Annotated in this window: 13 protein-coding genes; 6 read left to right on the top strand and 7 right to left on the bottom strand. The window is 65.8% G+C overall.

What is annotated here, in order from left to right:
- Positions 1-265: 265 nt before the first annotated feature.
- From phhA to A6723_RS06630, 3 genes are all read left to right on the top strand, one after another.
- Positions 266-1,054: a phenylalanine 4-monooxygenase gene (gene phhA, locus A6723_RS06640; protein WP_054908214.1), complete on the top strand. Its 789-nt coding sequence runs from the start codon at positions 266-268 to the stop codon at positions 1,052-1,054.
- A 105-nt stretch (positions 1,055-1,159) separates the two neighbouring features.
- Positions 1,160-1,516, top strand: coding sequence for a 4a-hydroxytetrahydrobiopterin dehydratase (locus tag A6723_RS06635; RefSeq protein WP_024764391.1), 357 nt, complete (start codon positions 1,160-1,162; stop codon positions 1,514-1,516).
- Entirely contained in the window at positions 1,513-2,709 is a 1,197-nt protein-coding gene (locus A6723_RS06630; RefSeq protein ID WP_054908213.1) for an amino acid aminotransferase, read from the top strand. Before A6723_RS06635 ends, A6723_RS06630 begins: the two co-directional genes overlap by 4 nt.
- Positions 2,710-2,883: 174 nt before the next feature.
- Here the strand turns inward: A6723_RS06630 and A6723_RS06625 are convergent, their stop codons facing one another.
- From A6723_RS06625 to A6723_RS06595, 7 genes are all read right to left on the bottom strand, one after another.
- Positions 2,884-3,906, bottom strand: a complete 1,023-nt coding sequence (locus A6723_RS06625) for a transporter (protein ID WP_054908212.1) — start codon at positions 3,904-3,906, stop codon at positions 2,884-2,886.
- A gap of 156 nt (positions 3,907-4,062) precedes the next feature.
- Positions 4,063-5,193, bottom strand: a complete 1,131-nt coding sequence (locus A6723_RS06620) for a TIGR03364 family FAD-dependent oxidoreductase (protein WP_054908211.1) — start codon at positions 5,191-5,193, stop codon at positions 4,063-4,065.
- Positions 5,194-5,398: 205 nt separating this feature from the next.
- A complete protein-coding gene (locus A6723_RS06615) occupies positions 5,399-6,424 on the bottom strand; it encodes a putative 2-aminoethylphosphonate ABC transporter substrate-binding protein (RefSeq protein ID WP_037012373.1) in 1,026 nt (341 codons plus the stop codon).
- A gap of 94 nt (positions 6,425-6,518) precedes the next feature.
- Positions 6,519-8,234 (bottom strand): putative 2-aminoethylphosphonate ABC transporter permease subunit, encoded by a 1,716-nt coding sequence (locus A6723_RS06610; RefSeq protein WP_054908210.1) that lies wholly within the window; start codon positions 8,232-8,234, stop codon positions 6,519-6,521.
- Position 8,235: 1 nt separating this feature from the next.
- A complete protein-coding gene (locus tag A6723_RS06605) occupies positions 8,236-9,291 on the bottom strand; it encodes a putative 2-aminoethylphosphonate ABC transporter ATP-binding protein (protein ID WP_054908209.1) in 1,056 nt (351 codons plus the stop codon).
- Positions 9,292-9,607: 316 nt separating this feature from the next.
- Positions 9,608-10,792, bottom strand: coding sequence for a thiolase family protein (locus A6723_RS06600; protein ID WP_054908208.1), 1,185 nt, complete (start codon positions 10,790-10,792; stop codon positions 9,608-9,610).
- A gap of 175 nt (positions 10,793-10,967) precedes the next feature.
- Complete coding sequence (locus A6723_RS06595) at positions 10,968-19,799, bottom strand: retention module-containing protein (protein WP_064979587.1); 8,832 nt, start codon at positions 19,797-19,799, stop codon at positions 10,968-10,970.
- A gap of 548 nt (positions 19,800-20,347) precedes the next feature.
- Between A6723_RS06595 and A6723_RS06590 the strand changes: the two genes are divergently transcribed.
- From A6723_RS06590 to A6723_RS06580, 3 genes are all read left to right on the top strand, one after another.
- On the top strand, positions 20,348-21,637 hold the full coding sequence (locus A6723_RS06590; protein ID WP_371914044.1) for a TolC family outer membrane protein: 1,290 nt from the start codon (positions 20,348-20,350) through the stop codon (positions 21,635-21,637).
- Between the two features lie 177 nt (positions 21,638-21,814).
- Positions 21,815-23,977, top strand: coding sequence for a type I secretion system permease/ATPase (locus A6723_RS06585; RefSeq protein ID WP_054908205.1), 2,163 nt, complete (start codon positions 21,815-21,817; stop codon positions 23,975-23,977).
- A 5-nt stretch (positions 23,978-23,982) separates the two neighbouring features.
- On the top strand, positions 23,983-25,335 hold the full coding sequence (locus A6723_RS06580) for an HlyD family type I secretion periplasmic adaptor subunit (RefSeq protein WP_024765253.1): 1,353 nt from the start codon (positions 23,983-23,985) through the stop codon (positions 25,333-25,335).
- Positions 25,336-25,393: the final 58 nt, after the last annotated feature.

Here is a 25,393-nt window from a genome sequence, read left to right as displayed (position 1 = left end):
CCCGTGGTTGTCGTTGTGGTGGGCGCTCCGGCACGGATTTTCGCCAGTTGGCCGGAAATTACCGTCAAGAATATGTGACACCAAGCCGCACCTTCAAGCCATGGCCGGATGCCTGCGCCGCTTTGCGTAATCTTTTCTTTACGGATTACGGCCCAGGCAGCCTGAAAACACCGCGAACAGGGGGCTGTTCGGCGGCACGACTCGCGCTATCTGTTGGTCATCACAACAACAAGGCCTCGAAGCCACAGTACCTATGAGGGCACCCATGAAGACAACGCAGTACGTGGCCCGCCAACCTGATGAAGATGGCTTTATCCACTACCCGGAAGCCGAGCATCAGGTCTGGAACACCCTGATCACCCGCCAGCTGAAAGTGATCGAGGGCCGCGCGTGTCAGGAATACCTGGACGGCATCGAGCAGCTCGGCCTGCCGCACGACCGCATCCCGCAACTGGGCGAAATCAACCAGGTACTCCAGGCCGCCACCGGCTGGCGCGTAGCGCGGGTGCCGGCGCTGATTCCCTTCCAGACCTTCTTCGAGCTGCTGGCCAGCCAGCAATTCCCCGTCGCCACCTTCATCCGCACACCGGAAGAGCTGGACTACCTGCAGGAGCCGGACATCTTCCACGAGATCTTCGGCCACTGCCCGCTGCTGACCAACCCCTGGTTCGCCGAGTTCACCCACACCTACGGCAAGCTCGGCCTGGCCGCTAGCAAGGAAGAGCGCGTGTTCCTCGCCCGCCTCTACTGGATGACCATCGAGTTCGGCCTGCTCGACACCCCGCAAGGCCTGCGCATCTATGGCGGCGGCATCCTTTCGTCGCCCAGGGAGAGCGTCTACAGCCTCTCCGACGCGCCCGAGCACCAGGCCTTCGACCCGCTGGAATGCATGCGCACGCCGTACCGCATCGACATCCTGCAGCCCCTGTATTTCGTGCTCCCCGAGCTCAAGCGCCTGTTCGAACTGGCCCATGAAGACATCATGGCGCTGGTGCGCGAAGCCATGCGCCTGGGCCTGCACGCGCCGAAGTTTCCGCCGAAACAGGCCGCCTGATCCGCTGCAATCGATCCCATCTGTGCCTAGGATGAGACGTGCTCGCGAGCCTAAGATGGTTCGCGAGCGCACTCCTATGCCACCCCACGACAAGGAGAACCTTTCATGACCGCACTTACCCAAGCCCATTGCGAAGCCTGCCGCGCCGACGCCCCGAAGGTGTCCGACGAAGAACTGGCGGTGCTGATCAAGCAGATCCCGGACTGGAACATCGAGGTCCGCGACGATCACATGGAGCTGGAACGGGTCTTCCTGTTCAAGAACTTCCGCCATGCCCTGGCCTTCACCAACGCGGTGGGCGCCATCGCCGAGGAAGAAGGCCACCACCCCGACCTGCTGACCCAGTGGGGCAAGGTCACCGTCACCTGGTGGAGCCACGAGCTGAAGGGCCTGCACCGCAACGATTTCATCATGGCCGCGCGCACCGACGAGCTGGCCGCGAAAGCAGAGGGACGCAAATGAGCCATTTCGCCAAGGTCACCCGCGTACCGGGCGACCCGATCCTGGGCCTGCTCGAAGCCTATCGGGCTGACCCCAACCCCGCGCGGCTCGACCTTGGCGTGGGCGTCTACAAGGACGCCCAGGGCCTCACGCCGATTCCCCGCGCGGTGAAGCTGGCCGAGCAGCGCCTGGTGGATAGCGAGACCACCAAGAGCTACGTCGGCAGCCACGGCGATGCGCTGTTCGCCGCACGCCTGTGCGAGCAGGTACTGGGCGTCACCTCGCCGCTGCTGGCCGATTCGCGTGCCGATGCCACGCAGACGCCCGGCGGCACCGGCGCCCTGCGCCTGGCGGCGGAGTTCATCGCGCATTGCCTGCCGGGGAAAAATATCTGGCTGAGCGATCCGACCTGGCCGATCCACGAGACCCTGTTCGCCGCCGCCGGCGTGCCGATCAAGCACTACCCCTACGTCGGCGCGGACAACCGTCTCGACGCGGAGGCCATGTTCGCCATGCTGGAGAAAATCCCGCAGGGCGACGTGGTGCTGCTGCACGCCTGCTGCCACAACCCCACCGGCTTCGACCTGGATCACGCGCAGTGGCAGCGCGTGCTGGAGATCGTCCGTCGCCGCGAGTTGCTGCCGTTGCTGGACTTCGCCTACCAGGGCTTGGGCGATGGGCTGGAGGAGGACGCGTATTCCGTGCGCCTGCTGTCCGAGAGCCTGCCGGAAGTGCTGATCACCAGCTCCTGCTCGAAGAACTTCGGCCTCTACCGCGACCGCGTCGGCGCGCTGATCGTCTGTGCCGAAACCGCCGACAAGCTCACCGACATCCGCAGCCAACTGGCGCTGTTCGCCCGCAACCTGTGGTCCACCCCACCGGCCCACGGCGCCGAAGTGGTCGCCACCATCCTCGGCGACCCGGAACTGAAGAACCTGTGGCTGGCAGAGCTGGACGCCATGCGCGGGCGCATCGCCGACCTGCGTATCGGCCTGGTGGAAGCCCTGCGCCCCCACGGGCTGGCGGAGCGTTTTGCGCACATTGCCATCCAGCGCGGCATGTTCTCCTATACCGGCCTGCACGCCGAGCAGGTGCGCATCCTGCGCGAGGAACACAGCATCTACCTGGTCAGCAGCGGCCGCGCCAACATCGCCGGGCTCGACGGCGAGCGCCTGGACCACCTGGCGGCGGCCATCGCCCGCGTCTGCCGCTGACGCCGTTTTCTTCCCCCTCGACCGGCCATTGGGCCGGTCTTTTTTGCCCGGAAATCGGCGCCCTGCCTTACCTGTAGGAGCGAGCTTGCTCGCGAACGGTATCAACCGGCTGCTCTGGTGCCGGGGTTGTTCGCGAGCACGCTTGCTCCTGCAAAGTGCCCATGCCGGCGTTGGTCAGTAATCGTCGCGCTTGCGAAACGCCCAGCGCCCGGCCAGGCCGGTGAAGCTGGCCACCAGCACGACCAGAATCCAGAACCCTTCCGGGTCGCTGGAGAAGGGAATGCCGCCGACGTTCATGCCGAAGAAGCCGGCGATGATGTTGATCGGCAGCGCCAGCACCGTGACCACGGTGAGGGTGAACAGCGTGCGGTTGCTCTGCTCGTTGATCTTTGCGGCGATCTCTTCCTGCAGCAGCTTGATGCGTTCGCCCAGCGCGGTGAGGTCGTTGATCACCAGGGAGAATTCCTCGGTGGCCTCGCGCAGCACACGCACGTCGTCTTCCTTCAACCACAGCGGCGGGCGGTTGAGCAGGCGCATCAGCGAGCCCGGCTCCAGCGCCAGCAGGCGTTGCAGGCGCACCAGCACCCGGCGCATGCCGCCCAGGTCGGCGCGGCTGGCGGAGAGGCGCGATGACAGCAGCTGGTCTTCGATGCGGTCGACGCTGATGCTGGTCTCGCGGACGATATGGGTGAGGATTTCGCCCTGGTCGCGCAGCAGGTGGACCAGCAGCTCCAGCGGCGAGTTGAAGCTCTCGCCGTGCTTTACCGAGGAGCGCAGCGTATCCACCGAGCGCAGCGGCTGCGCGCGGGCAGTCACCAGCAGGCGACCACGGGCGCAGACCCACAGCGTGGCGACGTCCGAGGACATGCGACTGCTGAAGTCGAACACCACGTCGTTGACCACCGCCAGCAGTGCGCCGTCCACATGCTCGATGCGGGTGGAGCGCGAGCCTTCGCGCAGCGTCTCGAAGAAGTAGTCGGGCAGTTCCAGGTGCGACTTCATCCAGCGCTCGCAGGCCGCGTGCGCCAGGTTCAGGTGCAGCCAGAGGAACTCATCCGTCGCCCGCGGCTCCTGCAGGCGCTGCAGTGCGGTAGGCGAGTCGATTTCCAGGCCGGGCTGGCCGGGACGAAAGCTGAAGCCATAAAGGAGGCCGAACAGGTCGGAATCCTGATGGCTCTGAACGATGCTGTGGTTCATGTCTCTCCGCGCGCGCAGCCTGTGGGAGCGAGCTTGCTCGCGAACCGCCTGGCACCGTGCCGTGCAGGTTCGCGAGCAAGCTCGCTCCTACAAAAAAGCGAATCCGTGTGTGCCGGTAGTACCAGAACCCAGTGAACGGCAGATGACAGCTGCGTGTCAGCCAAACAACCCGGCCACGGTGCGCTCGCCCAGCGCCGGACCAATGCTCATGCCGACGCCGGTGTGCATCAGCACGGCAGTGATTCCGTCGGCGGCCTGCAGTACGGAGAACGGCCCCGGCCCGCGCGAACCGTAGACGCCCTGCCAGCGCTCGACCACCTCCACACGCATGCCCAGGGTGTCCTCGGCCAGCTCCAGCATGAGTCTGTCCACAGCCTCGGCATTGAACGGCGCGGCGTCGCTGCCGTAATGGTGGGAGTCGCCGATGATCAGCTCGCCATGGGGCGTTGGGCTGACCAGCAGGTGGATGCCCTGCTCTTCCAGTTCCGGCGTCTCACGGCGAATCTGCTCGCGCACCGCGTCGGCCTCGGGCAGGTCGGAGAAGGCACCGTAATGCACGCAACTCAGGCCAGTGAGGATCGAGTGGGCGAGGCCGAAATCGACCTGCGGGCGCGCGCGCAGCATCTGCAGGCGGCACACCTGCGGCTCCAGCGGCGCGATGACCTCGGCCAGCAGCGTCTGGTAGTCATGGCCGGAGCAGACGATCACCTGCCCGGCGGTGAAGCTGCCCGCCGTGGTGCGCAGCACGCCGCTGTCGACGTCACGCACGAGGGTGGAGAAATGGAACTGCACGCCGAGCTCACGGCGCAGGTAATCGATCAGGCTCGGCAGCGCTTCGCGGGAGTACAACTGCTGGTCGTCGAAGCCGAGCAGCGCGGCGCGGTGATGGCGGAAGTGCCCCTGGTAGAGGTCGTTCAGCTCGCTGCCGCGCAGCAGGCCCACGCGGTAGTCCAGCTCCTTCGCGCGGCCGGCGCAGAAGGCTTCCAGCAGATGCTCCTCGGCCTCGGTGCGAGCGAATAGCAACGAACCGTTGCGCCGCAGGGAGAACCCGGCGCCTTCCGCCCATTGCGCCCAGATCGGCCGGCTGGCCCGTGCCAGGTCGGACATCACGCCCGGCGGCTGGCCGGTGACCAGCGCCTGGCCGAAGTTGCGTACCGAGGCGCCCAGGGGTGTGGCGGTGCGTTCGAAGACACGCACGGAAAGCCCGCGACGGGCGGCGGCGTAGGCGTGGGAAAGGCCGAGGATACCGGCGCCGACGATGGCGACGTCGCAGTGGGTGTGGCTCATGGGGGTATTTCCTGCGTGGCGAAGAGCCCCTCTCCCCCGCCCTCTCCCTGAGGGGAGAGGGAGCTCTCCTCTGCGAAGAGAAACCCTGAGTTCATCCTGAAACCATCAAAGGCACAGGCAGACGCTGAAACCGAACCAACACACCGAACAGCCCCCTCTCCCTTCAGGGAGAGGGTTGGGGAGAGGGAGCCATCGGTGTCAAACCTTACTTCTGCGCAACCTTCTCCGACTTGCCGTCATAGCGCTTGCGCCACTCGGCGAGGATCTCGTCGCGGTTCTTCGAGGCCCAGGCGAAGTCGTTCTTGATCAGGCGCTGCTCGTAGTCAGCCGGCAGTTCGGTCTGCGGCTTGGCGATGCCCGGCTGGGCCAGCACGGCGAAGTTTTCCTTGTACAGCTCCATGGCTTTCGGGCTGGCGGAGAAGTCGGCGAGTTTCTTCGCGGCGGCTTCATGCTGGGTGCCTTTCACGATACCGGTGGCTTCGATTTCCCAGCCCAGGCCTTCCTTCGGCAGGACGATGTCCAGCGGCGCGCCCTGGCGCTTGAGCTGCACGGCTGGGTACTCGAAGGAGATGCCGATCGGGAATTCGCCGGCGGCGGCCAGCTTGCACGGCTTGGAGCCGGAGTGGACGTACTGGCCGATGTTCTCGTGCAGGGCGTCCATGTAGGCCCAGCCCTGCTTCTCGCCGAAGGTCTGCAGCCAGGCGGAAACGTCGAGGAAGCCGGTGCCGGAGGAGGCCGGGTTCGGCATGACGATCTTGCCCTTGTATTCCGGCTTGGTCAGGTCCTGCCAGCTCACCGGTTTCTCCAGGCCCAGTTTCTCGGCCTCGACGGTGTTGAAGCAGATGGTCGCGGCCCAGACATCCATGCCGACCCAGGCCGGCGGGTTGGCCGGGTCGCGGTAGTTCTTGCCGATGGCGTCCAGGTGCTTGGGCGCGTACTTCTCCAGCATGCCTTGCTGGTCGAGGATGGCCAGGCTGGAAGCCGCCAGGCCCCACACGGCGTCGGCCTGCGGGCGGTCCTTCTCGGCCAGCAGCTTGGCGGTGACGATGCCGGTGGAATCACGTACCCACTTGATCTTGATGTCCGGGTTCTCGGCTTCGAAGGCCTGCTTGTAGGCGGTCAGCTGTTCCGGTTCCAGGGCGGTGTAGACGGTCAGTTCGGTGTCGGCGGCGTGGACCTGTGCGGCGAAACCGGCAACCACGGCGGCGGCGAGGGCAAGACGTTTGAACATGTGGAGCTCCTTGGCAGTGTTTTTTCCCCGCGCGGGGCGGGTGTTGTCAGGGGTTGAGCCCTCGCCGAAACGGGGGCGACAACGTCCAGCGGTGTTACGGGTTCGCGCCCCTCCTCCAGGCCTGGGAGCGGCGCAGCAGGCCGCGCGAGGCGCCGGCCAGCAGCAGCGACACGGCCGCGGAGGTGAGCAGGATCAGGGTGGACATGGCGGCGGCGCCGCCGACGTTGCCGGAGTCGTCCATGTTCAGCACGGCGACGGCGGCGAGGATGGTGTCCGGGTTGTAGAGGAAGATCGCCGCCGAGACCGTGGTCATCGCCGAGACGAACAGGTAGCGGGTGATATCCAGCAGCGCCGGCAGGCAGATCGGCACGGTGACGCGCAGGTAGTGGCGCCACAGCGGCATCTTCAGCGACAGCGCGGCCGCTTCGAACTCGCCGTCGAGCTGGCGCAGCGCGGCGGTGGCGGTCATCTGCGCGGTGGTCAGGTAGTGGGCGATAGTGCACACCACCAGCAGCGCCATGCTGCCGTAGAACACGTGCAGCGGGTTGCCCGGCAGGTTGAAGAAGAACACGTAGCCCAGGCCCAGAACGAGGCCCGGCACGGCCATCGGCACGAAGCAGAGCATGCGCAGCAGCTGGCTCAGCCAGCGCTGCTCGCGGGTCTTCTCGATCAGGTAGGCGCCGGTGAAGATCAGCGCGCTGCCGATGATCGCGGTGCACACGGCCATGGTCAGGCTGTTGCGGTAAGCCAGCCAGCCGCCGCCGGCGGTGGTGTTGAAGTCGTAGTGGTTCAGCGACAGCGAGAGGTTATAGGGCCAGAACTTCACCAGCGAGGAGTACACGGCCATGCCCAGCACGCCCAGCAATACCGTACTGATCAGCACGACGATGGCGAGGAAGGCGGCATCGCGGCGACGCGAGGGTTTCGGGTGATAGACCTGCGCGCGGCCGCTCATGGCGTCGCCCTGGCGACGGCGCAGCCAGGTATCCACCGCAAAGCTGAGCAGCGCCGGCAGCAGGAGGATCATGCCGATCTGCGCGCCACGGCCGAACTGCTGCTGGCCGACCACTGCCTTGTAGGCTTCCAGCGCCAGCACCTGGTAATCGCCGCCCACCACGACCGGCACGCCGAAGTCGGTGATGGTCAGGGTGAACACCAGGCAGAAGGCGGCGAACACCCCCTGCCGCGAGGCCGGCCAGGTGATGCTGCGGAAGGCTTTCCACGGGCCGGCGCCCATGCTGGAGGCGGCGTCGAACAGGCGCGCATCGGCCAGCGACAATGCCGACAGCAGGATCATCAGCGCATGGGGGAAGGTGTAGATCGCCTCGCCGAGGACGATGCCCCAGAAGCCGTAGATGTTGTCCGGCAGCAGGTGGCGCAGCAGGCCCTGGTTGCCGAACAGGTAGATCAGCGCGATACCCGGCAGCATCGACGGCGCCAGCAGCGGCAGCAGGGAAATCCCGCGCCACAGACCCTTGGCCGGGATCAGCGTGCGTTGCAGCGCATAGGCGAACAGGTAGGCCGCCGGCACGACGATGCACGCCACGCTCACCGAGACCTTCAGGCTGTTGCCCAGCAGCCAGTGGAAGTTGTCGCTGCGCAGCAGCTCGCCCATGGCCGCCAGGCCACCGCCCTGCCCCGCCTCGCCGCTGAAGCCGCGCCAGAAGATGGCCAGCAGCGGCATCAGCACCGCGAGGGTCAGCAGGACCAACAGCAGGTACTTGCCGCCACGAACGAACAGGCGATCACCCAGATCGCCGCGAATCTTGCCGACGGACAGCGTCGGGCTGTGCTTCACCACGGCTTCCATTTCAGGCGAACACCTGCAGGCTGCGCGGCGGCAGTGACACCCAGATATCCGGGGTGCCCAGGCGCGGCATGTCTTCCGGCGCCAGCTCGGCGAGCAGCGCATGGCCCGGCAGTTGTTCCAGCTCGAAGCTCATGCGGCAGCGGTTGCCGAGGAAGGTAATCTCGCGGATCTGCGCGCGGAACAGGTTTTCCTGGTGTACGGCAGGGTTCACGCTGATCGCTTCCGGGCGGCAGAACAGCCGGCCCGAGGCGCTTTGCGCCTGGCTGTGCAGGCGCAGGTTGAGGCTGCCGACGCGGGCGTGACCATCGCTGCCGCGCTCGAAGGGCAGCCAGTTGCCCTGGCCGACGAACTCGGCGACGAAGGGCGTGCTCGGGGTGCTGTAGATCTCCTGGGCGGTACCGTATTGCTCGATGCGCCCGTGGTTCATCACCGCGATGCGGTCGGCCATCAGCATGGCTTCGTCCTGGTTGTGGGTGACCATGACGGTGGTGATGCCCAGGCTCTTCTGCAGCTGGCGCAGCTCGCCGCACAGGTGTTCGCGGACACGGGCGTCGAGCGCCGACATCGGCTCGTCGAGCAGCAGCAGCGACGGGCTCGGCGCCAGCGCGCGGGCCATGGCGACGCGTTGCTGCTGGCCGCCGGAGAGCTGGCCGGGGTACTTCTTCTCGCTGCCGGTCAGGCCGACCAGTTCGAGCATCTCGGCGACGCGGCGGCGGGCTTCTTCCTTGGATGCATTGGTCAGGCCGTAGGCAATGTTCTGTTCCACCGTGAGGTTGGGGAACAGCGCGTAGGACTGGAACAGGATGCCGTAGTCCCGCGCCTGCGGTGGCAGGTTCGACACGTCGCGCTCGCCCAGGTGCAGGCTGCCGTCATCCTGTTGCTCCAGGCCGGCGATGCAGCGCAGCAGCGTGGTCTTGCCGCAACCGGAGGGGCCGAGCAGGCAGACCAGCTCACCGGCCTTGACGTCCAGCGACACGCCGTCGAGAGCGACGAACTGGCCGAAACGCTTGCGGATGTGGCGCACGCTGAGCGGTGTGCCGGCGATGGTGGGATGCATGGCGGTACCTCGTTTTCTTGTGGTCCACGCTGCGTGTGCCGCGGCGTGAAGGAACGAGGTCCATGCTAGGGACGGATTGCGACGGCACTATTTCCAAAGGGCCAAGTGCGCCGATAGATCCATAGGCAGATTTTGGTATAGGGGCGAAAAAATTTTGGAAGTGGCGGCGTTGAGCGGCTCGTCCTTCGTCGTGCAGGAGCAGACATGAAAAACCCCCGGCGTCGCCGCCGGGGGTTCTCCTGGGCCTCGTCCCGCTTGCGTGGAGCGGTCGCTGCCGATCAGCCAGCGGCCTGCGCCGCTGGCCGTATTGCCTGGATCAGCGTACCGCCTCGAACAGGCCGGTGGCGCCCATGCCGCCGCCCACGCACATGGTGACGATGCCGTAGCGCAGGTTGCGCCGCTGCAGTTCGCGCACCAGGTGGCCGACCTGGCGGGAGCCGGTCATGCCGAAGGGGTGGCCGATGGAGATGGAGCCGCCGTTGACGTTGTACTTCTCGTTGTCGATGCCCAGGCGATCGCGGGCATACAGGCACTGAGAAGCGAAGGCTTCGTTGAGCTCCCAGAGGTCGATGTCGGCGACCTGCAGGCCCTTGGCCTTGAGCAGTTTCGGTACCGAGAACACCGGGCCGATGCCCATCTCGTCCGGCTCGCAGCCGGCGACGGTAAAGCCACGGAAGAAGGCCTTGGGCTTGAGGCCCAGTTCCAGCGCCTTTTCCAGGGTCATGATCAGGGTCATCGAGGCGCCGTCGGAGAGTTGCGAGGCGTTGCCGGCGGTGACCGAGCCATCCTCGGCGAATACCGGCTTGAGGGAGTTCAGGCCCTCGAGGGTGGTTTCCGGGCGGTTGCAGTCGTCGCGATCCACCACGGCGTCGAGCACCTTCTTCTCGCCGGTGGCCTTGTCTTCCACCAGGTACTTCACGCTCATGGGCACGATTTCGTCGTCGAACAGGCCTTCGGCCTGGGCCCGTGCGGTGCGCTGCTGGCTCTGCAGCGAGTACAGGTCCTGCGCCTCACGGGTGACGTTGTAGCGGCGGGCGACGATCTCGGCGGTCTGGCCCATGGGGTAGTAGATGCCGGGGAAGTCCGACTCCAGGCGCGGGTTGACGAAGTTGTCACGGTTCATCTTGCCCGCGGTCATGCTGATGGACTCGACGCCGCCGGCCACCAGGATGTCGCTGCAGCCGGAGGCCACCTGGTTGGCGGCAATGGCGATGGCCTGCAGGCCCGAGGAGCAGTAGCGGTTGAGGGTCATGCCGGCGACGTGGGTGCCCAGGCGCGACAGTACCGCGGCATTGCGGCCGATGTTGTGGCCCTGGGCGCCTTCGTTGGAGCCGGCGCCGACCACGCAGTCGTCCACCAGCAGCGGATCGAGGTTGTTGCGCGCCAGCAGCGCGTCGATGCAATGGGCGACCATGTCGTCCGGACGGGTCATGTTGAATTTGCCACGGAAGGACTTGGCCAGGCCGGTACGGACGCTGTCGACGATCACCACTTCGCGCATGGGAAACCTCGTTGCTTGTTGTTGGACTGAGGAAGGTGTGCGTGGAGCATAAGCGCCACTGACGGAGCACCGCGACGATCATTCACCAGCCGTATAGCCGTGCCCCCACCCTCGTTGGGCGGGCACAAACGAAACCGCCGCCCGGAGGCGGCGGTTTCGACCGGTATTGCGCCGGTCAGACGGTGTCGGTCTTGATCGCGTGGTCACCCAGCAGGCCGTTGAGCACGGTGTGGGTATCTCCCGCCGAGAGCACGCCGCTGCCGGCGTGGCCTGCGTACTTGGCGGAGAGATCGACGTTGGCCAGGTCGATGGTCTGGGTCGCGGCGCCGCCACTGGTGGGGCTGACAGCGATGCTGGTGGTGCCCGAGTTGACCGAGAAGGACAGGTAGTGGGACAGCGAATCGGCGGTGGGCAACGCGCCCTGCAGCAGGTCGGCGAGGTTCAGCGAATCCCCTTCGGCAATGCTGAAGTCCTTGATCACGTCGTGCCCGGTATCGCCCGACTTCCAGATGAACTCGTCCGCGCCAGTACCGCCGTACATGATGTCGTCGCCGGGGCCACCGATCAGCTTGTCGTTGCCGCCCTGGCCGAACATCAGGTCATTGCCGGCGCCGCCTTCGAGGATGTCGTTGCCACCGCGGGTATCGCCGGCGACGTTGAACTGGTCCGCGTGCTGGACGATGTAGTTGGTGATCTGCGCGACCGTCGGCGCACTGCCGTTGGTGGCGGTCAGGTAATCCACCAGCCCCTGGTACCCCTGGCCGTTGTGACTGCCGGCGGGATGCCCGGCCCAGGCCAGCGCATCGGTGTTGATGACGTCACCGAAGATGATGTCATTGCCCGAGCCACCGACCAGGTGGTCGTTGCCCACGGTGACCGGCGTGCTGGTGCTGAAGCCTTCCTGCAGCGCTGCCTGCAATTGCTCGGCGGTGTTGATGATCTGCGGCTCGCCGACGCTGGCGGTGATGGTCTTGCCATCCAGGGTCACCGAGCCGGTGCCCGTGGTGTCGGTGTTGTCGAAGAACTTCAGGTAGTTGCTGTTGATGCCGTTGCCGATGCCGATGGCATTGACGTCCACCGCGTTGTCGCCGGTCAGGGCTCCTGCGTGGTGCAGCATGTCATTGCCGGAGGTCAGCGCATTGTTGATGTCGCCGTAGTTGGTGGTGTTGCCCGTACTGGAATCACTGTTGGAAACGGTCGGGTTGCCGTCGGTGAGGAAGAACGCCAGGTTGATGTAGCCATGGGCCGCATCGGCATGGTTGGTGGTCACCTGGGTGTTGAACCACTGCGAGGCCGCCTTCATCGCGTCATCGTAGTTGGTCGCCCCGTTGGCGCTCAGAGCGTTGATGGCCGCTATCAGCGCGGTCACGTTGGCGGCGCTGAGGCCATTGAAGGTGGTGACGTGGGAGCTGTCGCTGAACGACACCAGGCTCACGTTGATCACGCCGTCGTGGCCCTTGATGGTGTTCACCAGGTTGACCAGCGCGTTCTTCGCCAGGGCCATGCGCGACATGCCGCTACCGGAGGCATCGGTCATGCTGCCGGAGGTATCGACGATCAGCGAGATGTTGTAGTTCTTGCCCGGCTGGGTGTAGACCGAGACCCCGCCGGCATCGCCGATCAGCACGTCGTTGCCGCCGCTGCCGTTGATCTGCCCGGCCTTGTCCGCATCCAGCGGGCTGGGGACGGTGTGCAGGACGGTCGAGCCATCCACGTCGCCGCTGTTGCTGCCCACCACCAGGATCGGCTGGCCGTACTTCAGGCAGATGTTGAGGTTGGCCGACGCGGTGTCACCGTCGCCATCGACGATGGTGTACTTGAACACCTCGCTGATCTGCCCGCTTTCCGGGAACGCCACGCCGGCCTTGGAGGCGTAGCTGTAGTCGCCGGCCTGGTGGCCGGTCACGTCCTTGAGGTAGACGGTCAGCGTGCCGTTGGCCGTCTGGATGGTCAGCAGGCCGCTGCTGGCGTTGTAGCTGCCGGTCGCGGTGGTGGCGTTGGGGTTCTCGTTGGTGAGGTTGCCCGCGGCATCCACCGCGAACTTCTCGCCGCCGAACTCGACCTGGGTGATGCGCACGGTGCCATCGGCGCTGACCGGCACGTCGTTGGCCAGCAGGTTGCCGCTCACCGAGTCGATGGTCACCAGGTTCTGCAGGGTGGCCGTCAGGTCGCTGGGCTTGGTGACGATGATCGGATCGCCCGTGTTGGTCACGCCCTTGAGGTCGGCATCGGTGATCGAGGCTCCCAGACCGACGGCGTAGGCATCCACATGGTTGGTGGCGTCATTGCCGTCGCCGTCCGGGTTGGCCAGGAAGGCCTTCCACTGGGTGATTGCCGAGTTGGTGTTGCCGGTGGTCGGCTCACCATCGGAGATGAAGTACACCCGGTTGATCGCCGCCGGATCATGGCCGCTGACGGTGATGTCGGAGGTGACATTGGTCCTGGCCAGGTCCAGGGCAGCCTGGTAGTTGGTCTCGCCGTCTGCGCTGAGGCCGTTGATCTTGTTCACCAGCGCCGTGTACTGCGCGTCGGAAGTGCCGGTGAAGTTGAAGTCGCCCAGGTCCTTGGCAGTGGCCGCGAAGCTCAACAGCGACACATGGATGGCAATCCCCATGGCCGCATACTGCTGCACCAGGTTGACCAGGGCCGCCTTGGCATTGGTCAGCTTGTCGCCGGCCATGCTGCCGGAAACGTCGACCACCAGGGTCAGGTTCACCGCCGGCGGAGCCTGCTGCACCAGGCAGCGCGGCGAGTCGTCCACCGCGGTCGGGCCGTCGTCGAGGAAGCTGAGCTTGCTGCCCAGGTCGATGCTCGCTGATTTCGTGTCGCCGTCACCGTCGGTCACGGTGGCCACCAGGCCGATCTTGCCGCTGGCCAGGCTCAGCGAATCGTTCGGGTCGCTGGCGTTGGGGTGCTTGAGCGCCAGTTGCTGGTCGAGCTTGACCACACCGGTGCCGCTGTCGAGCGTCAGGGTGAAGGCGGTTGCGCCACTGGCATTGCCGACGTGGCCTTCCACCACGGTGGCGCTGACCTTGACCAGCACGATGTTCTGCCCGTCGGTGGTCTGCAGGCCGCTCTGGGTGCCCGTGGTCGCGCTCAGGCTGTAGGTCGTGCTGCCGCCGTCGGCGCCGGCATTAGCGGTGAACGCCGTGCTGAAGTTGGCGGTGGCATCGACGTTCAGGTGGGTTTCATCGACGATCAGGGTCGGCGCCGCAGTGGCATTGGCGGTGATGCTCGGGCCGTCGTCATGGAAGCTGAGCTTGCTGCCCAGGTCCAGGCTGGCGGACTTCGAATCGCCGTCGCCATCGGTGATGGTAGCGGTCAGGCTGATCTTGCCGTCGGCGATGCTCAGCGCATCATCGGGATCGCTGGCGTCGGCATGCTTGAGCGCCATCTGCTGGTCGAGGGTCACGCTGCCGTTGTTCAGCGTCAGCGTGAAGGCAACGGCGCCGTTGGCTCCGCCCACTCGACCGACGACACCATTGCCCTCGTTGTACAGGTAGATCTTGTCGCCGTTGGTGACGCGCAGCCCGCTATCGCTGCCGTCCTGCGCCGCGACCACCTTGTACACCAGCGAGCCCGCACCGTCGGCGCCATAGCTGCTGGTGAACAGGCTGGTGATGTTGGCGCTAGCGTCGATACCCAGGTTGGTCTCGTCCACCACCAGGGCCGGTGCACCTTGGGCACTGGCAGTGATGCTCGGGCCGTCGTCATGGAAGCTCAGCTGGCTGCCCAGTTCGACACTGGCGCTGTGGGAGTCGCCATCGCCATCGGTGATGGTGGCCGTCAGGCTGATCTTGCCGCTGGCGATGCTCAGTGCATCATCCGGGTTGTTGCCATCGGGATGCTTGAGCGCCAGTTGCTGGTCGAGAGTGACAGTGCCGTTGTTCACCGTCAGCGTGAAGGCGACCGCCCCACTCTGCCCGCCGACCCGGCCGACCACGCCATTGCCTTCGTTGTACAGGTAGATCTTGTCGCCATTGGTGACGCGCAGGCCGCTGTCGCTGCCATCCTGCGCAGCGACCACCTTGTACACCAGCGAACCCGCGCCATCGGCGCCGTAGTGGCTGGTGAACAGGCTGCTGACGCTGGCGCTGGCATTGGCGCCCAGGTTGCTCTCGTCCACCACCAGGGCGGGGCCATCGGCCTGGTTGGCCACGATGCTCGGCCCGTCGTCGTGGAACACCAGCTTGCTGCCCAGATCGATGGAAGCGCTGTCGCTGTCGCCATCCTTGTCGGTGATGGTGGCGGTCAGGGTGATCTTGCCACTGGCGATGCTCAGGGCTTCATCGTCGTTGTGGGCATCGGGATGGATGAAGGCCACACGCTGGTCCAGCGTGAGCGCACCGCCATCGGGACGCACCACGAAGGCGATGGCGCCAGTGCCCTCGACCTTGCCCACCACGCCATTGCCGTCGTTGAACAGCAGGATGCGCGCGCCGCCGGCGGTTTCACGCAGGCCGCTGTCGGTGCCGTCCACGGTGCTGACCTTGTACGTGACCGACCCGGCGCCGTCAGCGCCGAAGCTGGCGGTGAACAGTTCCGACACCAGCGGCGCTTCGACCCGCGCGTCACTGGCGAGGTTGCTTTCGTCCACTTCCAGGCGGATGTCGGCATCGGTGCACGGCTGGATGCTGGGACCATCGTCGAGGAAGGTCAGCTTGCCGCCCAGGTCGATGCTGGCCGATGCATGATCGCCGTCGCCATCGGTGATGGTCGCGGTGAGGGTGATCTTGTCGGCGCCGATGCTCAGCGGATCATTGGCATCGGTGGCCACCGGGTGTACCAGTGCCCGTTGCTGGTCGAGGGTAATCACTCCGTTGTGCTGGCTCACGCTGAAGGCCACCAGGTTGGTGCCCTCCACGCGCCCTTCGACACCATTGGCGGTGTTGTAGAGGAAGATCTTCCCGCCCGTGGCGGTGTCCTTCAGGCCGCTGTCGGTGCCGTCGGTGGTGGTGACCTTGTAGGTAATTCCGCCGGCGCCATCGGCGCCGAAATGGCCGGTGAACAGTGCCGCGACATCACCCGCCGACGCCTGCGCGTCGACACCCAGTTTGGTCTCGTCCACGGTCAGCTGGATATCGGCGGTGGTGCACGGTTCGATGTGCGGGCCATCGTCGTAGAACACCATCTTGCTGCCCAGGTCGACATGGGCCGACGCCTTGTCGCCGTCACCATCGGTGATGGTAGCGGTGAGGGTGATCTTGCCGCTTTCCAGGCGCAACGGATCATCGGCGTCGTTGGTATCCGGATGCTTGAGCGCCAGGCGCTGGTCGAGCATGAGCGCGCCCTGGTCTTCGCTGACCACGAAGGCGATCGCGCCGCTGCCCTGGACCTTGCCGACCACGGTGCCGTCGACGTTGTACAGCAGGATGGATTCGCCCTGGGTGGTCTTCAGGCCACTGTCGGTGCCATCCACCGTGCTGACCTTGTAGGTGATGCTGCCCGGACCGTCGGCGCCGAAGTGCGTCTCGAACAGCAGCGAGACCAGGCTGGACTCGACGCGGGCGTCGTTGGAGAGGTCGGACTCGTCCACTTCCAGGCTGATGTCGTAGATGCTCGACGGGGCGATGCTCGGGCCGTCATCGAGGAAGGTCAGCTTGCTGCCCAGGTCGAAATGGGCACTGGCACTGTCGCCGTCCTTGTCGGTGATGGTCGCTGTCAGGGTGACCTGGCCGCTGAGGTTGAGCGCATCGTTGGCGTCACTGGTATTGGGGTGCGCCAGGGCGCGCAACTGCTCCAGGGTGACCTTGCCGTCGCCGTCGATGGACACGCGGAAGGCCACGGTACCGCTGCCCTCCAGGCGCCCCTCGATACCGTTGGCGGTGTTGTAGAGGAATACCCGGCTACCGGTCGCGGTGTCCTTCAGACCGGTATCGGTGTTGTCGGCCCCGGCCAGCTTATAGGTGATCTCGCCGGCGCCGTCCGCACCGAAGTGGGCGGTGAACAGATCGGCGACCGAGGCGCTGCTGGTGTCCGGCACGCCCAGGTGGGTTTCGTCCACGGTGAGCTTGATGTCGGCGTCCTGGCACGGSGTGATGCTCGGGCCRTCGTCGAGGAAGGTCAGYTTGCCGCTCAGGTCGATGTGGGCCTGGGCACTGTCGCCGTCCTTGTCGGTGATGGTCGCCGTCAGGGTGACGCTGTTCGCATCGAGGCTGACGCCATCGTTCGCGTCGCTGGTGTTCGGATGAACCACCGCGCGYACCTGGTCCAGCGTGACCTTGCCGTCCGCGCCAAGGGTCACGCGGAAGGCCACGTCGGCACTGCTGCCGACCCGCCCTTCCACRCCATTGGCGGTGTTGTAGAGGAAGATCTTCTCGCCCGTGGCGGTATCGGTCAGGCCGCTGTCCTTGCCRTCCTCGGTCGTCAGCTTGTAGGTGATRGYGCCYGCGCCRTCRGCGCCGAAGTGGGAGGTGAACAGGTCGGACACGGTGATCGAGCTGGTGTCGCTCACACCCAGGTGGGTTTCGTCCACGGTGAGCTTGATGTCGGCATCCTGGCACGGGGTAATGCTCGGGCCGTCGTCGAGGAAGGTCAGCTTGCCACCCAGGTCGATCTGCGCGGTGGCGCTGTCGCCATCCTTGTCGGTGATGGTGGCGGTCAGGGCGATCTTGCCGGCCAGGGTCAGCGCATCGTTGGGATCGCTGGCATCGGGATGGGCCAGGGCCCGCAGTTGCTCCAGGGTAACCTTGCCGTCACCGTCGATGGTGACGCGGAAGGCCACCGTGCTGGTGCCTTCAAGGCGCCCTTCCACTCCATTGGCGGTGTTGTAGAGGAAGATCCGGTCACCCGTGGCGGTGTCCTTCAGGCCGCTATCGGTGTTGTCGGCGGCTTCGAGCTTGTAGCTGATGGAGCCAGCGCCGTCCGCACCGTACTGGCCGTTGAACAGGTCGGCGACGGAGTTGCTGGTGGCAGCCTGGCCGAGTTGGCTCTCATCCACGGTGAGGTGGATATCGCCGCCTTCGACCGGCGAGATGCGCGGACCATCGTCGAGGAAGGTGAGCTTGCTGCCCAGGTCCAGCCCGGCGCTCTGATGGTCGCCATCGGCGTCGGTCACGGTGGCGGTCAGGGTGATCTTGCCGGCGCCCAGGCTCAGCGGGTCGTTGGCATCGGTGGCGTCCGGGTGCACCAGTGCACGCACCTGGTCGAGGGTGATCTTGCCGTCCTCGCCCAGGGTCACGCGGAAGGCGACTTCGCCGTTCGCGCCGCCCACGCGGCCTTCGACACCGTTGGCGGTGTTGAACAGGAAGATCTTGTCGCCAGTGGCGGTGTCTTTCAGCCCGCTGTCGGTATTGTCGGTCGTACCGATCCTGTAGGTGATGGTGCCGGCGCCGTCAGCGCCGAACTGGGCGTTGAACAGATCACCCACCGCCACGCTGCTGGTGGCGTCCTGGCCGAGGTTGGTCTCGTCCACGGTCAGATGCAGGCCTTCGGTATTGCCCACGGCGACGGTCGGGCCGTCATCGGTGAAGCTCACCCGGCCGCCGAGGTCGATGGAGCTGCTGGAGGTGGCGCTGTCACCGTCGCGGTCGGTGACCGTCAGGTTGCCCTGCAGTTGCACCAGGCCGGAATCGAGCACTGCGGTCTGGCTGGCATAACCGCTTTCACTGCCCGGCAGGGCATGGTCAATGGCACTGTACTGGGTCAGGGTAACCACGCCGCTGCCATTCACCGACAGCGAGAACACGGTGTTCTCGCCGGTAATGCCGGCGGCGCTGGCGGAGGTGGAGGCGACGATGGCACCACCGACGCTGTACAGGTAGATAGTAGCGCCGCCACTGGTCAGGCCCGAGTTGGCGCCGTTGCCGCCGACCAGGTTCAGGCTGTAGGTCAGCTGGGTGCTGCCGGCGCCGTCGCCGCCGTAGTTGGCGGTCACCTGGAAGGCCGAGCTGTAGTCGGCGGTGGACGTGTCGAAGGCCGCACCAGCAGTGTTGGCGTCGTGGGTCTGCAGCAGCACGTCCACGCCATTGTCGGCGGACAGGCCGGCCTGCGGTGCATCGTCGACGATGCCCACGGTCAGGGTTCCGTTGGCCGGGGTGCCGTTGCCATCGGTGATGGTGTAGGGAATATCGAAGGTCAGGGTGTCTTCGCTGCCCTTGACCGGATGATCCACCGGCTGCAGCAAGGTCACTTCGAAGGCGCCGGTATTGATATCGGTGAGGGTCACGGTGAACACCGGCGTGCCGTTGGCGCTACCGGTCAGGACGTGGCCGTCAGGGCTGACGCTGTAGGTGATGGCGACACCGCCTGAGGTCAGGCTGGGCAGCCCTGCGGTTCCCCAGGCGAAGCTGCCGACGCCATCGCTACCGAAGTTGTAGCCGAGGCTGCCGGTGAAGGTCGCGCCTTCGCCTGCACCATCGGGAATCCCGCCGGGCAGGCCGGCCTCGAATACGTTGGCGGTGCCAGGGCCGTTGGGGCCAGCGCTCGGCTGGCCATCCGGCGGCAGGACCTCCGGCGGCGTAACGGCCTCGGCGCGCGGCTGCGGAACGCCATCGAACTCGCGCAGGGGCAGCGGCCCGGAGCCGATCGGCCCGGTGGGGAAGCCAATGGTCGGGTCGATATGCCCGCCGACTTCGGTCAGCAGAACAAAGGAGTGCCCGCCACCGGGTTTGCCATTGGCGGCGTTGCCCGCCTGGGGACCTGCGGCAGTGGCTTCGGCTTGCTGGGTCGGGTCGGCGCCCGCGGCGATGGCGGCCTGCAGGGCCTTGACGTCGGCGGTGTCTTTCGCGCTCGGCGGCGCAGGCTGTTGTGCCACCTGCTCGTCACCGTTCTGCGCCTGGTGCGCAGCAGCGAGCATCTGCGAGGTCAGCGGCAGGGAGCTGTCACGCCCCAGGGTGATCTCCCCCCCGCCAGCGACCTTCAGCGCCACCGCGCCGTTGGCGCCGGTGACCAGTTGCTCGCCTACGAAAACCTTGTCTCCCTGTTCCAAAGGACGACGCGATCCATCGGCGGCTACCGCAAACACTTCGCCGATTACCTTGCTGACGACACCCATCAAAGTAGCCATGAGTCCTTCCTCCACTGCACTGTCCGCGGCCGGCTCCACCGACACGCAAGTAACCTGAACAGGCCATGGCACGCTTGTATCCGGATGCCGCTACGAAAGCTGCGAAGGGTGCGAGAAGGACTGGTAGCGTTTGGGTATCAAAAAGCCAGCGACAATTTTCTGTCATGCTGGCCACGCGTTTTCTTGTCCTTCTGCGGTGGTCCCCGCCCTAACTGCTACAAACCGTACCTGGCTTCGTTTGCAAGCGCCTTTCCTGCCCATACCCAGGAAATACGAGGGCTTGCACGTTCAAACAATGTGCGGTTTTTCACATGACTCATAAGATTTTTTCCGAATAACCCATGTGAAAAATTCTTCTGAGGTTTTCGAAAAGTTGTTCTTAGCTCTGATGTTACAGGCGTGAAACGCTTGATAAGAGAAAAAAGCCAATAAATTGGCGATTCAAGAGCATCGAAGTACAGAACACCAGGAGCAAAGCCATGCGCAGTCGTAACGCGGCACTATGGAGCGGTGTATTTTTGGCGGTGTCAGGGGCCCATGGGCAGGCAATGACCCTGACTGAAGCTATACAAAGCACGCTGCAGTACCACCCGGAGATCAGTCAGAGCGTGAACAGTCGCCTGACCGCGGATGAAGAACTCAAGTTTGCCAGGGGAGGTTATCTGCCAACCGTCGATCTCGTGGCTGGATACGGCCGAGAGAACACCGACAGCCCGACCACTCGCGCGGCGGGCAATCACAACGATGAAACCCTGACCCGTGGTGATGCGGAAATCCGTTTGCGGCAAATGCTGTTCGACGGTTTCGGCACGCCCAACGAGGTCAAGCGCAACGAATCCAACGTCAACTCCAAGGCCTTCCGCATCCTCGGCACCTCCGAGACTGCCGCCCTGCGCACCGTCGAGGTCTACCTCGAAGTGCTCAAGCGCCGCGAGATGGTGACCCTGGCGAAGAACAACCTGCAGGCCCACGAACGCATCGGCGACCAGATTCGCCTGCGCAGCGAACGGGGCGTCGGCAGTACCGCGGACAACGACCAGGCCATCGCCCGTCTGGCCCTGGCGCAGAACAACCTCTACACCGAGGAAGTGAACCTGGCCGACGCCGAGGCGAATTTCTACAGCGCCACCGGCAAGATGCCCGACCAGCTGGAAATGCCCACCACGATCAAGGCCGAAGTGCCGCCGGACCTGCTGAGCGCCCGCCAGGGCATGCTCAGCGACAACCCGCTGCTGAAATCGGCGCAGGCTGACGTCAATGCCGCCGAGTCCCAGTACGAGGCAGCCAAGGCGCCCTTCTACCCGCGCTTCGACGCGGAGTTGGCCAAGGCGGCCAACAACAACGTCGACGGCGACGAAGGCCACTACAACAGCTGGGAAGCCCAGGTAGTGATGCGCTACAACCTGTTCAACGGGATGCGCGACAAGGCTCACCTGAATGCCACCTCGCACCAGATCGGCGAGGCCCAGGACATCCGCAACAACGCGCTGCGGCTGCTCAACGAGAACCTCTCGCTGGCCTGGGACGCGATGGAAAACTCGCGCAAGCAGACCCAACCGGCCCGTGAATACGCCGACTACACCCGCAAGGTGCGCGAGGCGTACCAGCAACAGTTCACCCTCGGCCAGCGCACCCTGCTCGACCTGCTGGATAGCGAGAACGAACTGTTCACCGCCAACCGCCGCTACACCGAAGTGCGCTACACCGAGGAATACTCGATGTACCGCGTGCTGGGCAGCATGGGTTCGCTGCTGCGCTCCCAGCATGTGGTAGCGCCCCACGAGTCGGTGGCGCTGTCGGACGTGAAGAACGAGGCACGCCTGCCTGACCTGAAATAAGAAAGTCGCACACATTCGCCGCCTCCCCCACGCTGCCCAGCCTTGGGGAGGCGGCCGTGAAGCGATACGACGGGGCACGGAAAACCCGGCGTCCGGCGAGGGCCGGCGAGCACCTGCAAGTGCTCGCTGGCTGCTGCTGGCGTGGGCTGGCCCGGCCCGGGAGGAAGTAGCGTGACCATGATCATCCAGGAGCGCGGCGCACCCGCGCCGGGCGATCCGCGCCTGAGCCATGACGATCCCCTGCTCGACGGCCTGCTGATTCTCTGCCGCCTGCACGGTTGCGCGGTGAGTCGCAACAGCCTCGCCGCCGGACTGCCGCTGCCCAACCAGCGCCTGTCCGCCAGCCTGCTGCCGCGCGCCGCCGCACGTGCCGGGCTGCAGGGGCGACTGCTGCGCCGCGAGCTGAAGAGCATTTCCAGCCTGAACCTGCCGGTGCTGCTGCTGCTCAACGACGGCCGCAGCGCGGTGTTGCGCCAATGGCGCGACGACGGCCAGGCACTGATCCTGCCCTGCGAAACCGAAGGCGGCGAGCAGGCCGTGAGCGCCGAGGAACTGGCCGCCCAGTACAGTGGCCAGGCGCTCTTCGCCCGCCCGCGCCACGAACTGGAGGCCGCCCGCAAACCGCTGGTGCCGCGGGTCGAAGCCTGGTTCCGCGACACCCTGCGGCTCTCGCGCTGGCTCTATACCGATGCCCTGGTCGCCAGCCTGCTGATCAACCTGCTGGGCATGCTGGTGCCGCTGTTCGTCATGCAGACCTACGACCGCGTGGTGCCCAACCAGGCCATCTCGACCCTCTGGGTACTGGCGGCCGGCCTGCTGCTGGGAACGATGTTCGAACTGCTGCTGCGCGTGCTGCGCTCCAACCTGCTGGACATGGCCGGCAAGAAGACCGACGTGGTGCTGTCCGCCACCCTGTTCGAACGCATCACCGGCATGTCGCTCAAGGCCAAGCCCGAGACCATCGGCGGCTTCGCCCAGAGCATCCATGATTTCCAGGGCCTGCGCGAATTCCTCACCGCGCTGACCCTCACGAGCCTGATCGACCTGCCCTTCTCGATCCTGATGATCCTGGTCATCGGCCTGCTCGGCGGCTGGCTGATCGCGATCCCACTGCTGGCCTTCCCGCTCACCATCGTCTTCGCCCTGATCATCCAGAGCCGCCTGCGCGACACGGTGCAGAAGAGCCTGACCCTGGGCGCCGAACGCCAGGCGCTGCTGATCGAAACCCTCGGCGGCCTGGAAACCCTCAAGGCCTGCGGCGCCGAGAGCGAGCGCCAGTACCGCTGGGAAGCTACCCATGGCGCGCTGGCACGGCTGGACAACCACGCGCGCTTCCTCTCCGCCCTGGCCACCAACGGCACCCTGTTCCTCCAGCAGTTCGCCGGCATGGCGATGATCTGCGCCGGGGTCTACAGCATCCTCGACGGCAACCTCAGCGTTGGCGCGCTGGTCGCCAGCTACATGCTCAACAGCCGCGTGCTCGCCCCGCTGGGGCAGATCGCCGGGCTGATCACCCGTTACCAGCAGGCGCGCCTGACCATGAAGAGCACCGACGCGCTGATGGAACTGCCGCAGGAGCGCCAGGCCCGCCAGCGTCCGCTGGAGCGCACCCAGTTGCACGGCGCACTGGAGGTCCGCCAACTGAGCTTCAGTTATCCGGAGCAGACCAGCCCGGCGCTGAACCACGTCAGCCTGCGCCTGGCCCCCGGCGAGAAGATCGGCATCATCGGCAAGAGCGGCTCGGGCAAGAGCACCTTCGGCCGCCTGCTGATGGGCTTCTATCACCCGGACGAAGGGCAGATCCTGCTGGACGGCCTGGACCTGCGCCAGCTCGACGTCGCCGACCTGCGCCAGCAGATCGGCTACGTCGCCCATGACCTGCCGCTGCTGGCCGGCAGCCTGCGCGACAACCTGACCTTGGGCGCGCGCTACGTCAGCGACGCGCGGATGCTCGAAGTGGCCGAACTGACCGGCGTCAGCGAACTGGCCCGGCAACACCCCGCCGGCTTCGACCGGCCGGTGGGCGAGCGCGGCCAGCTGCTCTCCGGCGGCCAGCGCCAGGCGGTGCTGATGGCCCGCGCGCTGCTGCTCGACCCGCCGATCCTGCTGCTCGACGAGCCCACCAGCGCCATGGACAACAGCAGCGAGGAGATCCTCCGCAAGCGCCTGCACGAGGCCTGCCGCGACAAGACCCTGCTGCTGGTCACCCACCGCACCTCGATGCTCAGCCTGGTCGACCGCCTGCTGGTGCTCGACAACGGCCGCATCGTCGCCGACGGCCCGAAAGACGCGGTCATCGAAGCATTGCGCAAGGGCCACGTCGGCCCGGCAGCGGGGTAATGGCCATGCACTTTTCGCAATCGATCCGCGGCTACCTGGGCGGCAACGGCGCCCGCGACACCGAATTCATGCCCGAGGTGCAGGGCACCCTGCTGGAAGACTCGCCCAACGCCACGCGCATCACCCTCTGGGCAGCACTTGGGCTGCTGGTGGCGGCCATCACCTGGGCGTACTTCGCCGACATCGAGGAAGTCACCAAGGGCGAAGGCAAGGCCATCCCCTCCTCCAAGGTGCAGACCATCCAGAACCTGGAGGGCGGCATCGTCTCGGAAATCTTCGTCCGCGAGGGCCAGGTGGTGAACAAGGGCCAGCCGCTGCTGCGCCTGGACGACACGCGCTTCTCCTCCAACAAGGGCGAGTCCGAGGCCGACCGCAACTCGCTGGAAGCCCGCGTGGAGCGCCTGAAAGCGGAAGCGGACGGGCGTGCGCCGGACTTCACCGACGACCTGAAAAAAGCCGCGCCGCAGGTCGTGGAGGACCAGATGGCGCTCTACCAGACCCGCATGCAGCGGCAGAACAGCGAGCTGAACATTCTTCAGGAACAACTGCGGCAGAAGACCCAGGAGCTGCAGGAGTTCCGCGCCAAGACCCAGCAATACCGCTCCAGCCTCGGCCTGGTGCAGCAGGAGATCAACATGTCCGAGCCGCTGGTGAAGGCCGGTGCGGTCTCCCCCGTCGAGCTGCTGCGCCTGCGCCGCAGCGCGGTGGAGATCAGCGGCGACCTCAACGCCACCAACCTCGCCATCCCCCGCGCCGAGGCGGCGGTGAACGAGATCCAGCGCAAGGTCGAGGAATCGAAGCTGGGCTTTCGCAGCGATGCGCTGAAGGAACTCAACGACGTTCGCACCGACCTCAACAAGCTCACCGCCACCAGCCGCGCCATCGACGACAAGGTCAACCGCACGCTGGTGGTCGCGCCCCTGCGCGGCATCGTCAAGCAGCTCAAGGTCAACACCATCGGCGGCGTGGTGCAGCCGGGCAACGACATGGTGGAAATCGTCCCGCTGGAGGACAACCTGCTGGTGGAAGCGCGGGTGCGCCCGCAGGACATCGCCTTCCTCCACCCCGGCCAGCCGGCCACGGTGAAGTTCACCGCCTACGACTACACCATCTACGGCGGGCTCAAGGCCAAGCTGGAAATGATCAGCGCCGACACCATCACTGACGACAAGGGCAACAGCTTCTACCTGATCCAGGTGCGCACCGACAAGAACCACCTGGGCACCGACGCCAAGCCCCTGCTGATCATCCCCGGCATGGTGGCGACGGTGGACATCATCACCGGCGAGAAGAGCGTGCTGGATTACATCTTGAAGCCGGTGTTGAAGGCGCGGTGGGAGGCACTGCGGGAGCGGTAAGCCCAGCGTTCGCGAGCAAGCTCGCTCCTACAGGTGCCGGGTGCTTCATGTAGGAGCG

The organism is Pseudomonas sp. AU11447, assembly GCF_001672555.2.
Lineage (GTDB): Bacteria > Pseudomonadota > Gammaproteobacteria > Pseudomonadales > Pseudomonadaceae > Pseudomonas > Pseudomonas nitroreducens.
The sequence above is the reverse complement of the archived record's forward strand: the minus strand, read 5'-3'. Positions and strand labels throughout refer to the sequence as shown.